Below are 14,947 nucleotides of genomic sequence, written 5' to 3'. Positions count from 1 at the left end.
GTAAAACAGGCATATATGTTTGGGAGAATTGAAAGATGAGTATTGGCTACCAAAAGCGAGATTTGGAAGTAGTAGATTATCAGTTATATCCATTGCTCTCTCCTGTATCAAAGCGTGTTTTCGTAACGAGAGGTCCGCGACCATTGACCCTGGAGCCGGATCAATATTTTGCATGTATAGGCCCAGCTTCTACATTTGGCTGCTATTGCGAAAAGCCTTATGGAACGTTGCTCCAGGAGAGGTTGGGTTTACCCACATTAAATCTCGGTTTTGCAGGTGCAGGACCTGATTACTTTTTGAGAAACCAAAAGGATCTATTGGGGTACATCAATCATGCACGATTTGCGATTGTGTTGGTGATGTCGGGACGCAGCGAGAGTAATTCTTTGTTTGAAAGTATTTTCGGAACAGGAATGTATCGTCGTATCTCAGATGGTCAGCAAATTGCTGCCTCAAATGCTTATGAGGAACTTCTAAAAGATGGAGATCTTGACCTAATCAAAAAAATAGTATCAGAAACTCGGGGAAATTGGGTTTTACATTTCAAAGCTCTCCTATCTTTAATTCAAAAACCGAAGGTGTTATTGTGGCTCTCAAAGCGAAGACCGGCGTATGTTGAGAAATATACCAATGCCCAAAAGCTATTTGGAAGTTTTCCACAATTGGTCAATGCCGAGATGATTGAGGTCATTAAACCCTATTGTGATGCCTATGTTGAATGTGTAACTGAGCGCGGTATTCCGCAACCATTGATCAACCGATTTACAGGCAAACCCACGACTGTTTCAGAAGGTAGTATCTTTGGTGGAAAGGTTATCTCTCACAACACTTATTATGCTTCCCCTGAGATGCATGAAGATGCAGCTAAAATGCTTGTGCCAATTTGCCAAGGATTTTTGAGCCGCGATCTATAGGCTCTCCCGGTTAGAGTATGTCTAGCTAATAGTGAGATGCCAACAAATCATGCATCGTAAACGAAAATTGACAAAATTTCTAAACCCATAGCCTGAACGCTTGATGAGCTTCAATCGATTGTTTATCCCTTCCACTGCACCATTCGTTGTTCGAGATTCAAAATAATTGGTGATCTCCTCAAAACACCGACCGATGGTAGGGGTAAGAGGATGTTTTAAAAGTCTTCCTGGGTGTATCCAACCACTCAGACCACCTAGAGACCGCTACGACAGAATCAGGGTTTATGGATTTTAGATTGCACCACTGAGTCGTATTTGAGGCTCAAGACGACCCTTTTAAAACATCCTCTAATATCTTGAAACGTCTTTTGGGCATCTTGCAGCCAATCTAGAATCTGCAAGACTCCATCCCTCCAATCTTTCGCATCCTCGAAAATAGTCCGAAATGATTCCTTATGGCGATGCATTTTAGCTAACTTCGGAAAAGCTTTCTTGACTTCTTTCAATTTTATCTTCTGCTTCTCAGTTAGCCATTTCTCTAGTTTTAATAAGGCATATTTACTATGGTTGATAATGGCTTGAAACTCCAGGGCTGTTTCATTCTAAATTTTGACATTTTATGCATCTACAAAGATGTGCCGTTCCAGGCTACAGAGATTTTATGTTTCGATGGCTGACCCCCCCCTAGGCTCGTTAGCTAAATCTTGAATGAAATGCCCCTGGTACATAGCCTATTTGTTGAGTTGCTAAAGTTATCGCCGTCTGGTAAGCTTAGTCGTTTTTCTGGGGCTAGTTTGCACCATGTAACAAGTTCTTTGTAGCGAGAAGAGTTAGATGTATTCTATGCATAAAGTTTTTTCTTGCGGCTAATTCCTACTATTGAATCTAGCCTTAAGCATCTACATCTGTCGCCCATGAGGAGCTGTACATATGCGATTTCGCTACCAGATTATTTTAGGAACTTTGCTCCTGATACTGATCGGATTTATGGGACAAGTGGGCTTTGCTCAAACTCAGTCACCTCCTAATGTGCAGAGTCAGGAACCCACGAGCATCTTGTTTCAGAATGTGCAGATCTTCAATGGCACCGCAGAACAACTGTCTTCCCCTTCCAATGTATTAGTAGTGGGCAACAAAATTCAGAAGATTTCGCCTGAATCAATTTCTGTACCTCTGGGCACAAGCGTTACCCGGATTAACGGCGGAGGGCGTGTTTTGATGCCGGGGCTGATCGATGCCCATACCCATCTGTACTGGGAAAATACCCCAATTGAAACCCTCATCTCTCCCAACACATCCGTTGAAGCCCTCGATAAAGCCGTGGAAATCACCGCGAAAAATATGCTGCTGCGTGGGTTCACCAGCGCTCGTGATATGGCAGGCCCAGTCTTTAAGGTGAAAAAGGCAATCGACGAAGGAAAGGTTGTGGGTCCTCGGATCTTTCCTTCGGGTGCGATGATCTCTCAGACGAGTGAGCACGGTGACTTCCGCGTCCTCTCAGAGTTGCCCAGAACCCCAACAACTCCTCTCAGCCGCGGGGAACTAATGGGAGCAGGTGTTATTGCCGATGGGGTAGATGAAGTCCTCCGCCGCACTCGTGAGCAACTGATGCAGGGTGCCACCCAGATCAAGCTAGCGGCAGGGGGTGGTGTGGCATCGAGCTTCGACCCCCTGGATGTGAGTCAGTACACAGAGTCCGAATTGCACGCTGCTGTTGAAGCCGCAGCAAGTTGGAATACCTACGTGGCTGTTCATGCCTATACCCCTACCGCCATGCAGCTTGCGATCCGGGCAGGAGTTAAGGCGATCGAACACGGTCATCTGATGGACGAAGCGACAGCCAAGTTGATGGCTGAAAAAGGTATCTGGCTGGTGATGCAGCCATTTTTAGATGACAAGGATGCAATTCCAGTACTAGAATCTAGTCGCAGCAAACAACTGCAATTGTTCCAGGGTACTGATACCACTTACACTCTGGCTAAAAAATATAATCTCAAGACTGCTTGGAGCACAGACACGCAGTTCGATCCGAGACTGGCGACTCGACAGGGGGCACAGCTTGCCAAAATGGTTCGCTGGTATACACCCGCTCAAGTGCTGAAAATGGCAACGAGTACGAATGCTGAACTGCTGGCATTGTCTGGCCCCCGCAATCCTTATCCGGGTAGGTTAGGGGTTGTTGAAGAAGATGCACTTGCTGATTTGTTACTGGTGAATGGTAATCCACTGGAGAACATTCAGTTAATCGAGGATCCAGCAAAGAACTTCGTCGTGATCATGAAAGATGGCAAGCTTTACAAAAATCTCCTCAGTTGATTGAAGGCTCAGCTTGTCGCTTGAGTATTTACAGCTGTGCAATATTGCTAGCGCTGCCGCTCCATCTCAATCAGCCTCAATCAGCGGACCTATAGTCAGCAGGCTAACACTGCGCAGGAGAGGCGAACACATTACCTCACTTGCATTTTCAAGTTACCTGGCGCTGCTCAACTCTACCGTTAGCTGGCTGTGGAGGCTTAGGGGATACCCTGCTTATGAATCAGCAATTTTCAGTCGTGAGATTGGAAGCTCCGTTACAGCGCATTGCGCTTAGGGGTGGGAGTTGTCACTATCGAGGAGTACTTGCCCCAACCGTTAACAACCCCAGAGGTGGAGGCGGCGATCGCCCAAGTAATAATGACGTTAGGGGCAACATCTCTCAAAGATCTGGGTAAAGTGATGGCAGTCGCCATGGTGCAATTAAAGGGTAAGGCTGATGGCAAACAGGTGCAAGGAATTGTGAAATCTCAGCTTGAGTGCTTGGCGCAGACCACTGCTACTGGATGAAACTATGCAACCACCAATTCCCCCCGGAACGATTCTGCAAAACCGCTACCGCCTGCACCGAATTTTAGGGCAGGGTGGGTTTGGGCGTACCTACCTCGCAGAAGATCAGGGCCGGTTTAATGAGCGTTGTGTCCTGAAGGAATACATTCCCACCACCTCTGGTACCTATGCTCTGAACAAATCAAAGGAGTTGTTCCAGCGGGAAGCCCAAGTGCTCTACCAGGTGCAGCATCCCCAGATTCCCCAATTTCGAGCCACCTTTGAGCAAGATCAACGCCTGTTTTTGGTACAAGATTTTGTCGATGGCAAAACCTATCGTCTGCTGCTGGATGAGCGGATCAGTCAAGGGCAACTGTTCTCGGAACCCGAGGTACTGCACTTTTTGGAGACGATGCTGCCCGTCTTGACTTACATCCATAGCAAGAACATCATTCATCGGGATATTTCCCCTGATAACATTATTTTGCGCCAGAGCGATCGCCTGCCGGTTTTGATTGACTTTGGCATTGTCAAGGAACTGGCCAATCACATCGGGGTGGGAGAGGAAGCGGCTCAGGGAACCACCGTAGGTAAACTGGGCTATGCTCCCAGCGAACAACTGCATACGGGTAAAGCCTATCCTAATAGCGATTTGTATGCCCTTGCTGTTACTGCAGTAGTGCTATTGACGGGGCGCAAACCCCAAGATTTGATGGATGAGGTGACGATGACTTGGCGCTGGCAGCAGTGGCTACCATCCCTGACTCCCCAGGTGGTGCTGATGTTAAATCGGATGCTCAACAACCGTCCCCTGAACCGCTACCAGTCAGCAACCGAAGTATTGCAAACCCTACGCTCCTTCACTGGACTCACCCCCTGCCCATCGCCCCGGCCTTCAGTCGCCCCCMATCGCCCCGCCCCGCCCCCACCACCCCCTGGTAAAACAACCCCCTCAGTGGGTGCCAGCCCCCGCCCGACAGCAATCGCTCCCCGTGCCAAGCTGACAACGGTAACGCCTTCCGCAACCAGCAGTAAGCCTTGGTTAGTTCCTGCCCTTGGACTCGGGGTGGTCATGGTTGGGATCGTGCTGTTGTTACCTTCCCTGCTGCCGCGATCGCCCGCCCCAACCCCCCCCTCCAACCCAGTGGTGATTGTACCGGAGACACCCCCTCCCACCCCACTGGTGACTGCAACGCCAACACCAACGCTGGCGTCCCCCGTTGAGTCCCCCTCGCAGGAGCCAGAGATCGAGGCGGAGCCGGTTAGCTTTTCATCGGAGTCAGGACGGGTGCAGGTTTCCGGCCGGGTTACCCCCCAACGTCCTAAGCGGTATTCCGTCAGTGTGCAGCCAGGACAGTCCGTTGCCGCCACCCTGCTAACCGGAACGGTGAATTTACAGGTGCAAGAGATGGGAGGGCCGATCATCGGCTCTGGCTCGTCTTGGCAATCCTCTCCCCATAGCTATAGCACTTCTTATTCTGTGACCGTTGTCTCGTTTTCAGGAAACTGACTATACCCTGGAGATCAGCGTCACGGCGGCTTCTCCCGTTCCCTAGGTAGCTGTGTCCTTGGGCAGCAGCCTGACAGGTGGGCAGTTCCCCGGATACGCTGGTTAGTTGTCTGCCCTTTGCCTCGCCTCCGAACCATGCAACCCTCTCTTCCGTCTGGCACCCTGTTACAGAGTCGTTATCGCCTGCTAAAAATTCTGGGGCAGGGCGGTTTTGGGCGCACTTACCTAGCCGAAGATCAGGCGCGCTTCCAGGAACGCTGTGCCCTGAAAGAATGGATTCCCCTGCAATCAGGAACCTACTCCCTGGCAAAATCTCAGGAACTGTTCCAACGAGAAGCGGCGGTACTCTATCAGATTCAGCATCCCCAGGTACCCCAGTTTCGGGCTTTATTTGAGCAGGATGGGCGTTTTTTCCTGGTTCAAGACTATGTGGCTGGTAGCACCTATCGGACTCTGCTGCAAGATCGCGTCCAACAGGGGTTTGTGTTCTCAGAAGCTGAAGTCCTGCAATTATTGCGCGATCTGCTGCCCGTGTTGGTCTATATCCATGGCCAAGGGATAGTCCATCGAGATATTGCGCCGGACAATGTGATGCTGCGCGAGGCTGACCACAAACCGGTTCTGATTGACTTTGGGGTCGTTAAGGAATTGGTCACCCGCCTGCAGTTTTCCCACAGCCATAGCCCGGTGACGACGGTGGGGAAGTTGGGCTATGCCCCCATTGAGCAGATGCAAACGGGTCGCACCTACCCCAGTAGTGACCTCTACGCCCTCGCGGTCACCGCTGTGGTGTTGCTAACCGGGTACGAACCCCAGGATTTGTTTGACGACACCACCCTGACCTGGCACTGGCAGGCATTGGTTTCGCTCCAGCCCGGATTTACCCAGGTACTCACGCGGATGCTCAGCCAAAGACCCAGCGATCGCTACCCCTCTGCTCAAGAGGTGATTCAAGCGCTTCAACCCCTGATGACGGCTGTACCCCATGGCCTAGCGGCCACCATCAATCACGGAACCCAACCGCCCCACTCTGCTCTCTCCCATCTCCAGACCGTTGCCGTTGGGGGGCGACCGCAGCCCCTACCCCAGAGCCATCGTGTTCCCCACTCGCCCGATCCGATGGTGCCACTACCCAGCCGCTCTTTTTGGGAAAATCCTGGGTTACTAATTCCCACGGGTCTCGTTGTCGCTGTGTTGAGTGGCTATGCGTCTTGGTCTGTAGTGAATGCCTTGGTCAACCAGGGTAACCTCAGCCCAACTCTCCAACCCACACCGATGAATAGTGCGAGTCCACTCCCGACCCTGACACCCAAAGCCTCAGTATCGGTGATCCCCGTCGTACAGATCCGTCCCTTGGAATTGGTGACAGGGCAACCGTTGTCTCAGGAGGGGGTCTTAGAGGCAAGTGCTCCTCTGATCTATCGGTTCACCGCAACGAAGGGACAAATCCTCAAGATTTCGGTGGACGGCAAAGCCGCACGGATCACCCTGCTAGACCCCAACCAAGAACTGGTAGACCGTCGAGCAGAAGGGGTACGACATTGGCAGGGCAGCCTGCCCCTGACGGGGCAATACTCTCTCCAGCTCAGTCCTGCCCCTGGCATTGCCGAAAGCGACTATCAACTCAACATTGACCTGAGCAATCCAGCCAAGCCCACCCCGACTCCGACCACTAGCCCCAGTCCCCTGGATCCCAGTCCCACCCCAAGCCCCACCCCAACCCCTACCCTGTCTCTGCCTCCCGCCGTCGAGTACGATGAGTCAACTGTCCAGTTTGGGGGAGGTGACACGGCGCAGGTATCGGGCCAAACCAGCCGTCAACGGGTCAAGCGTTATCGGGTGAGTGGACAGGAAGGGCAAATGCTCCAGCTAGACATCCGAGAAGGGACTGCGACCTTGGAAGTTCGCGACACCTCGGGGCAACTGATACCGGGTGCTACGGGAGCACCCTCCTGGCAGGGGAAACTCTCCAGCAACGGCGATTATCTGATTGATATCATCGCCGATCAGCCCACAGACTTTACCCTAGAGATTAGTCTTCAGAATTAATTCCCTTTTAGAGTTACCTTGAACGCACTCCTGATTACTGGCACCGATACTGACGCGGGGAAAACCGTCTTAACAATGGCTCTGGCTGCTTATTGGCAGCGATACTGTCAACCCCGCCGCTTGGGGGTGATGAAGCTGATCCAAACCGGACAGGGCGATCGCGAACTTTACAGCAGCTTGTTCCAACTAGACCAAACCCCGGAAGAACTTAATCCCTTGTACTTTCAAGCTCCCCTGGCACCTCCCTTGGCCGCTGCCCAAGAAGGGCGACGGGTCGATCTGGAAATTGTCTGGCGAACCTTTGAAACCCTGAGCAGTCGCTGCGACTTCGTCCTAGTGGAAGCCCTGGGAGGTCTGGGGTGCCCCCTCACCTCTGAAACCACGGTGGCCGATCTAGCCTGGGATTGGCGCTTACCCACCGTACTGGTGGTGCCGGTGCGACTGGGGGCGATTTCCCAAGCGGTTGCCAATGTTGCTCTGGCTCAGGTTGCCCATGCCTATCTCAAGGGCATGATCCTCAATTGTGTGCATCCCTGTTCCGAGACGGAAGTAGCCAATTGGACGCCAACGAAGCTGATCCAATCCCTGACCAATACCCCGATCTTGGGGCGTATTCCTCACCTAACCGACCCCACCAATCTCGCCCAACTCACCCAGGCAGCCGCTGATTTAGACATCGAACGGTTGCTTCCTCTTAGTGCTTAGGGCGAGGTTAATCATGGAGTTTCTCAACATCAGCGCTTGGCAGTTGAATGTTCTCCTAATCTGCCGGACTGGCCTGTGACCCTGGCTACCATCGATATCCTGCGTCAAAACTCTCACGACGACCCTGGCTGCTTCACGAGGGGCTGATCACTGGGATCTGCTTGATTTGAGGGGGTGTAAAAATCCGAGGGTCTTCGTGCTCTAGCATCATTCTTCCGGCAATCAAGGGCACTAAAACGTCCCAGTGTCGGGGATTCAGACTCCCCAATAAGGTGATTTCAAGACCATCACTAATGTCGATACCCGCTTCAATCATCAGTTGCATGGCAGCCCCTGAAAGCAAGAGATAGGCATCTTCCTCACTTACCTGGGTATTGGCTAAGAGGAGGGTCACCTGGGTTGGATCTGGCGTTGACATGAGATCTTTGAGGAGCTGGGAAAGATCTTGTTGTAAAACCTCTTCTGGTTGTTGCCAGTCTGGGCATGCCAGATAGTTAGTCTCTCGGAGGTTCAGCTGCGTCGCTAATGTCTTGCGATCATATTCCGAGAGCAAGGTCTGCAACAGCGAACCAATTTGACTGCCATAGGCACGACTATCGAGAAAACAGGGATTTTCCTGCATTTTTTCCTGGATTTTCTCACCTAGATGCTGGCGTCGTTCCAGATCCGTTCCCAGAGCGATCGCCAACTCTGCATAGGCGTTCTCGCTATCCACAACCAACTCAGGAAGCCCTAAAGCTTGCATCAAGGCTGCTCCCATCCCCGAGCGAAAACAAGATCCCTGGATCGTCAGGATGGGTAACCCTACCTCTAAGGCTTCAATCAGGGAGGTGGTGCCTGCAAAGGGATAGGAATCCAGATAGATATCCGCAAGGCGGTAGTACTCCCTGATGTCTGCCCGATTGGGTGTGGGTTGTGGATCTAGAATCATCAACCGTTCCGGTGTCAACCCCTGTTGGGAAAACTGCTGTTGCACATCTTTAATGAACGCTTTTTTGGGATAGCTACCTGACCAGTTAGGCCCAAAGGGGAGTAGCACCAACACCGCATCGGGAACCTTGGCAATTACCGCAGCCCATGTTGCCAATAGTTCAGGGGTGAGCTTAAAGAAATTAGCACCTGAAATATAGACAACAGCGTTTTCTGGAATATTGAACTGCGATCGCTGGGGTCGATGGTGAATGATTTCAGCGTCAGTGCCATAACTAAAACAATGAACGCTACGATCGAGCCTAACCAAAGTTTCTCGATACGATTGTTGAGCCTCCACCTCAGGGTCTGTTAATTGACTCGATACGTAATAGTCAATATGGGGAAAACCCGTCGTTATGACGGAGGCCACACTGATCAGTTGCACTCGTGCCAGACGATGCATCGCCAGACGGGAAACCCCATGGGCATCCAAGGTCACATTGGTGGCAATCAATAGAAAGTCCAGATCATCCGTCCGGATGATCTTCACCTGCTCCAGCAGATTTTCGGGGAGTTCCACAAAGGCATTAGCACAACTTTGACAATACTGCTCTAGGGGATGATGGGTTTGATGCAGTGCGTAGAGGATGACTTCAAATTCTCGGCTGATAAATTCATAAAAGGGTAAGGCTGCAAAGGTTTCAGCCTTGTTAATAAAATGCTCTGCTAAGATGCCCAGCCGAATCTTCTTTCTCGCCGGAGCAAAGGCTGAGAATTCATAATCGAGCTCACAGCCTTGTTGCTGAAGGGTAAATGCTAAAATGTCAGCCCGTTGACTGAAGATCCCTTTTAAGTTGGCAGTTGTAAAGTACAAATTCACGAGACAGGCTGTTTCGGTGAATTCCACGGCGACTGCTTGCCAAAAATCCGAGTCAGGATGGCTGAGAATGTTAATGTGTAAATAGTTGATCCAGCTGTGAATGTGCTGAGAGTAGCGATCTAATGCTTCCCTTGTTGCTAGGAAAGGCAGAATAGCCAGCACAAACTTGAGATAATCTTTGAGAAACCAAGATGGAATCATTGAGAGATCAAGTGGCAGCTGAAGTTGATACGCATAGCGATATAAAGTGGCTGCTAACAAGTGGTTGATTGATGATGGAGAATCTTGCCATCTCTCTCTGATGGACTGTGTGAGCTTATCAGCCAATTGTTGTTCTTCTAAGGTGAGGGGTTCTTGCTTTAGTAAACTAGTTGATAATGCTTGATGATCGGCTCCGGTCAAACTTTGATATAAAGCCTGAAGTTGATCTGGCGGGGTATCTAGAAATAGCTGAGCAATTCGCTGACGCGCTTTTTTAAGGTTTCCCGTGCACCTAAATTCAGTGGATTTTTCCAATAATCTTCCAGGCAAGGCAGCAGTGGATGTAGCGGTATCATGGGTCGCTGCTGGTGCTGTGTGGCGCTGAGTTGAGCGTATTGTTGATACAGATCTTGAATAAACGCATCATTACAGGTCAATGGCAGAGCGGCATTGATACCCTGACCTTGCTTGACTACCACTAGTTGGGCAATGACATAGATAATTTCACCCGGAGAGAGAACTTGCTCTAGGCGAGTTGCCTGAAAAGTACCTTGAAAACCATACTGATGACAGAGGCTTAAGTAAGGGGGGAATTCAATACAATAATATAGAAAGGAATTAATATTCCAAAAACTTATATGGGTTGGGTCTTGAAAGGCTCCCCGACCATCCGTTGAAGGCACCAGAATATCTACGATTGCCCCTGGTTTACACACTCGCCAAATCTCATTCATGGTGTGAATGCGATCGGGCAAATGTTCAATTATGTTATAGGCTTTGATCTGATCAACTGAGGAATCTGAAAATGGGAAGGTGCGGGTTAAGTCGGCAACAATATCAACCCCTGGGGCTGGATAGCAATCAACTCCCACAAATCCTTGCGATCGACTGCCACCACATCCCAAATCCAGACGTAGCTTGCGGGTTGCATAGTAAGACTGCATTCGGTACTCTGCCAGAAACTGCGGATGACGACGATAACGATCTATCCCAGCAGTAGTTTACCCATTTTTAGCGGGGGCAGCGCTGCATCTAGGGGCATGCTACTGAGTAATCTGCTTCAGTAGCTGGTCTCGCTCGGGCTGTAAGGCTAGATCAAGCTCCGGGGCAAAAATGGGTGATGGCAGGAGTTCCGGCATCAAGGTTGTCATGACCGCATTTTCGACCACTGTGAGCAAGTCCACCGGATTCGGCCCATCTCCATGACCGCTGACCACATCAAACCCCAAGCGTGCCCGACGATACTGCTGGACAGGGGCATTAAGCTGGAGCCACTGGTCAATGCTATTGGACTTCGCCATGCTGGTTACCAGTTCCTGTAAAAACTCCGGCGGCGGGACCGTCTGAGTCGCCGTCACCCAAGCTCGTTGCAAGAGTGCAGGGCGATGTTTTGGGTCAACCCAGGCTGCTAAGGTCAAGTCACTGGCGCTGGTGGATAATTTCCAAGATGGTGGGGATTTCTGGGCTGCTAGCTGCAAGATCCATCGACTCAGCTGAGTTCCGTGGGGTTGCCAGTCGCGACGAGCTGCGTCTCGTTTACCTTGCCACCAGCTCACCCCGCCGCGACACTGATGCAGATAGGTAATGAACCCAGGGGGCTGTGAGGGCTGTTTTAATAGCTGGGAATAGGTGATCTGCATTTGCTGCAGTACCTGTTGAAAGATCGGTTGCAATTCCAAGGGTTTCCAAATGGGACTGGTGATCATTAAGGGGTCGCGGAGGGCTTCCAGCTTGAATGCCTGAATAGCCAGATCTGTCTTTCCCTGAGCCAGGAGGCTAAAACCCAGCCCAAAGAAAATACTTCGCTTTGCCGGAAGTAACTGTGCTGCTCGGATAAATTGTTGCGTTGCTCTTTGGGGATCGCGATTGGAGAGCAACCAACCTAAATTGGTATAACCAAATTCTTGGAAGGGAGCGACTTGAGTTCCCTGCTGGAGCCAAGCGATGCTGGCATCGGTGAGGGTTTGCCGTCGCTGTAAATCGGGGGTTTGCAGGCTGAGATTGCCCAAATTCCAGCCCAGTTGCAGGGGATAGTAAGGTTCCCAAGGCACCAATTCTGCCGCTTGTGTCAGTCGCTGTTCAAACAGTTTCACTAAAGCTACCTGCTGTTCAGGATCACGGGTGCTGCGATTCAAGGCGGTAAACCCCAAGCTAGAGAGTTGCCATCCCCGATGGATGGGAATCATCCACAGACTGACGACGATGATCAGACCCGCCATCGTCAAGGTAACCCCTCGAACCACACGAGGATGGGAAATCTGCGCAGCGATCGCCGACGGCCGATCTAGCGACGGAGGTTTGGCGGGAACCGTTCGGGGAATTGCCTTGTTCGAGAGATCAGGAAGATAGGCACGGACACTGCTTGCCAGGACTGCGAGGAAGATCGTCAACAGGCCACTGATGCAGATCACATTCAGTTGAAAGTCACTCCAGCTGTTAAGACCGTAGGCAAATAGTCCGGCAAAAACACTCCAGAACAGCACCTGATCCGTTTTGGGAATAGCCTGCGCAGAAGGGTTCACCAGCCATTGCCACCCCCAATACAGAAACCAGAGGCTGCCTGCTACCAGAGCCAGGATTCCCCAGACCCCCAACTCAGCCCATAGTTGCACCGGGGTATTGTGTAGTTGATGGGTGAGTTCTGCTTCTCGCCCCGCCCAGACCGGATGATAATGCTGATACAGCAACGGCACCCCGCCTAAGCCAACCCCAGTGGCGGGATGGGTACGGCCCATCCCCCAGCCAACGCTGGCAGTAATCTGTCGGTAGGTAGACTCTCCACTGCTTTGCCCTGCTAAAAATTGAGCGATGAAAGCCTGGAAGCGGTTATTGGTCATCAATCCGCCAATCAGGAGCACCCAACCACCAAGACCAGCCAGTGCCAACCACAGCCGTGAGAAGTGGGGAAAAGGCTGTCGCCACAGTAAAAGGCTCCAGATGATCAGCAGTAAGGCCAGCAAACTCAGCCAGCCCCCTCGGGAACTTGTGGTGTAGAGATCCAGCAGTCCCAGCGCCATTCCCCCAATCCATAGCCAACGCCGCCAGCCTGTTTGTAAAATACTCAGTCCGACGAAAAGGGGAAGTGCCAATAACAGGTAGCCTGCCACATAGTTTTGGTGGCCAATCGGTGCCCAGTTCCGTAATTCCAGCACGGCAAAATTGAAGGGTAGATCGACACCGTAGGGGCGCAGACCCTCTAAGCGCTTGAGTTCCGGTAACAGGGTTTGCGTTGTCCAGAGGCACAGACTGGCGATGATGAAAGCGAGGCTGAGCCAACCCTGCCCCATCATGAGAGCATAGCGTCGCCCAGGGGTGGATAACCAGGAATTGAGGCCGTACAAAGCTGCGAGGAAGCCCAAGGTTCCCCAACTGTACCAGCGCGCTTGCTGGGGAAACTCCGCAAAGCCACTGGACACCACTAACCCCAGGATGACTAAAAGTGTGATCCAGTCCAGCCCGCGACCCAAGCCCTGAATTTTTTGCTGTGACCAGAGGATTGCCAGCCACCAAAGCATTGGGCAGAGTAGAGCTACCTGCCCAATGAACACCCAAGGCCAGGTCATGCCTAGGGTACTACTGTCGGGTGCAAGGGTAAATAACCCGTAAAACCCAGCTACTAAGAGAGCGATCAAGCGGCCCTCGGAGGATGGATTGCTCTCAGCGCTGGCGCGATCGCCCTTGGCAGAAAAACGTCGAGATTTCATGGGATTCTGGCTACAACCTCATCACCGTATAATACGTCCCCTTGATGGTGCTCCCAGAAATCCTGCGATCGCTGATTTAATGAGCCTAAACAAAAGGGTGGAGATACAGAGTAATCATCTCTGTATCTCCACCCTGATTTTATTCAAACAAGTCACCCCAGTGGACTAATCCCGACGACGAGAACGCTTCCGGAGCTTATCTTCAAAGGGCTGCACCCCCGTGGCAGGGTAGTTATCGTCCGTTGGCCCAAATATCCGAGCCATGGCTCCTGAGAGATACTGCAAGGTTGTGTCAAGCATTCTAGAAATATTCATGATGCTCACCTCAGGGATTAGAATTGTTTTAAAGCTGAAACACTTTACCTAGTGGGCAATCAAAACCTAAAGCTGCCTGCACTTACCATCCTTAGGCCTTTGTTACTGGGGTCACCTTAAGCTCTAGAGGGATGAATAAACTGAAGTTGCTTTTTGTGTCTACCCAAAACTTGATTTTATTCTTTGATAATCTCATCATACTGGGAGCCATCAAACTTTCTCTCAGATGATCTATTAATCTTTACACTTTACCTTTGGCAATAAAAATCAGGAAATAAAAATCTAAAATGCTTTGTTGATAAAATTAAGACGCCTGTAAGCCCTCTATTATTAATTGATTAAGCCCAATCCGATGCTAAAAAACGATCGCTGGATTATTGAGCAGGCCACAAAAGGCATGATCAGCCCCTTTGTTCCCCACCTCGTCAGGGAAGTGGAAGGAGCACTCACGGGTGAATTCCGCAAGATCATTAGTTATGGACTCTCATCCTACGGATATGATCTACGTCTAGCACCTGCCGAGTTTAAGGTGTTTCGTCATATTCCCGGTACGGTTGTGAATCCCAAACGCTTCAACCCCCATAACTTAGAATCTGTCCCTTTGCATACCGATGAGGATGGCGATTACTTTATTATTCCGGCACACAGCTATGGTCTTGGTGTGGCCTTAGAGCGCCTAGAGGTTCCCGATAATATTTCGGTGCTTTGTATTGGCAAGAGTACCTATGCCAGAGTGGGTCTGATTGCCAATCTTACCCCTGCTGAAGCGGGGTGGCGGGGGCATTTAACCCTGGAGTTTTCCAATGCCTCCAGTGCTGACTGTCGGATTTATCCAGGGGAAGGGGTCTGCCAGCTGTTGTTTTTTGAAGGCGAACCCTGTCAGACCACCTATGCTGCTCGCTCTGGGAAGTACCAGGATCAACCCTGTGAGGTCATTGTTGCCAAAGTGTAATAG

At 51.0% G+C, this 14,947-nt stretch carries 12 protein-coding genes and 1 pseudogene; 7 read left to right on the top strand and 6 right to left on the bottom strand.

Annotated elements, in window-relative coordinates:
- The first annotated feature begins 35 nt into the window (after positions 1–35).
- Positions 36–914 carry a DUF6473 family protein gene (locus tag DO97_RS09535; protein WP_036532846.1) on the top strand — a complete coding sequence of 293 codons (879 nt, stop codon included), beginning with the start codon at positions 36–38 and terminating at the stop codon, positions 912–914.
- Positions 915–935: 21 nt separating this feature from the next.
- Here DO97_RS09535 and DO97_RS27575 read toward each other — a convergent pair.
- A pseudogene (locus DO97_RS27575) lies at positions 936–1,112 on the bottom strand (transposase); the annotation flags it as partial.
- A 77-nt stretch (positions 1,113–1,189) separates the two neighbouring features.
- A complete protein-coding gene (locus DO97_RS30195) occupies positions 1,190–1,486 on the bottom strand; it encodes a transposase (protein WP_420805867.1) in 297 nt (98 codons plus the stop codon).
- Positions 1,487–1,844: 358 nt separating this feature from the next.
- Between DO97_RS30195 and DO97_RS09525 the strand changes: the two genes are divergently transcribed.
- From DO97_RS09525 to bioD, 5 genes are all read left to right on the top strand, one after another.
- Positions 1,845–3,230: a metal-dependent hydrolase family protein gene (locus DO97_RS09525; RefSeq protein ID WP_036532841.1), complete on the top strand. Its 1,386-nt coding sequence runs from the start codon at positions 1,845–1,847 to the stop codon at positions 3,228–3,230.
- A gap of 276 nt (positions 3,231–3,506) precedes the next feature.
- Complete coding sequence (locus DO97_RS09520) at positions 3,507–3,737, top strand: GatB/YqeY domain-containing protein (RefSeq protein WP_052128580.1); 231 nt, start codon at positions 3,507–3,509, stop codon at positions 3,735–3,737.
- A 4-nt stretch (positions 3,738–3,741) separates the two neighbouring features.
- A complete protein-coding gene (locus DO97_RS09515; RefSeq protein WP_052128579.1) occupies positions 3,742–5,226 on the top strand; it encodes a serine/threonine-protein kinase in 1,485 nt (494 codons plus the stop codon).
- 135 nt (positions 5,227–5,361) lie between these two features.
- A complete protein-coding gene (locus DO97_RS09510; protein WP_036532839.1) occupies positions 5,362–7,275 on the top strand; it encodes a serine/threonine-protein kinase in 1,914 nt (637 codons plus the stop codon).
- Positions 7,276–7,293: 18 nt separating this feature from the next.
- Positions 7,294–7,980 (top strand): dethiobiotin synthase, encoded by a 687-nt coding sequence (gene bioD, locus DO97_RS09505; RefSeq protein WP_036532837.1) that lies wholly within the window; start codon positions 7,294–7,296, stop codon positions 7,978–7,980.
- A 133-nt stretch (positions 7,981–8,113) separates the two neighbouring features.
- Here bioD and DO97_RS09500 read toward each other — a convergent pair whose 3' ends face one another.
- From DO97_RS09500 to DO97_RS22125, 4 genes are all read right to left on the bottom strand, one after another.
- A complete protein-coding gene (locus tag DO97_RS09500) occupies positions 8,114–9,973 on the bottom strand; it encodes an O-linked N-acetylglucosamine transferase, SPINDLY family protein (RefSeq protein ID WP_156120508.1) in 1,860 nt (619 codons plus the stop codon).
- Positions 9,974–10,212: 239 nt separating this feature from the next.
- Complete coding sequence (locus DO97_RS20915) at positions 10,213–10,917, bottom strand: class I SAM-dependent methyltransferase (protein WP_052128577.1); 705 nt, start codon at positions 10,915–10,917, stop codon at positions 10,213–10,215.
- A 99-nt stretch (positions 10,918–11,016) separates the two neighbouring features.
- On the bottom strand, positions 11,017–13,677 hold the full coding sequence (locus DO97_RS09490; RefSeq protein WP_052128576.1) for an O-antigen ligase family protein: 2,661 nt from the start codon (positions 13,675–13,677) through the stop codon (positions 11,017–11,019).
- A gap of 165 nt (positions 13,678–13,842) precedes the next feature.
- Positions 13,843–13,992, bottom strand: coding sequence for an isochorismate synthase (locus DO97_RS22125; RefSeq protein ID WP_072016411.1), 150 nt, complete (start codon positions 13,990–13,992; stop codon positions 13,843–13,845).
- Between the two features lie 352 nt (positions 13,993–14,344).
- On the opposite strand from DO97_RS22125, the gene dcd reads away from it, so the two are divergent.
- The gene (dcd, locus tag DO97_RS09485) at positions 14,345–14,944 is read left to right on the top strand and encodes a dCTP deaminase (RefSeq protein WP_036532871.1); all 600 of its coding nucleotides are present in this window, start codon (positions 14,345–14,347) and stop codon (positions 14,942–14,944) included.
- The last annotated feature ends 3 nt before the right edge of the window (positions 14,945–14,947 follow it).

This window comes from Neosynechococcus sphagnicola sy1, assembly GCF_000775285.1.
GTDB classification, from domain to species: Bacteria; Cyanobacteriota; Cyanobacteriia; order Neosynechococcales; family Neosynechococcaceae; genus Neosynechococcus; species Neosynechococcus sphagnicola.
This window is presented reverse-complemented; position numbering and strand designations above follow the sequence as displayed.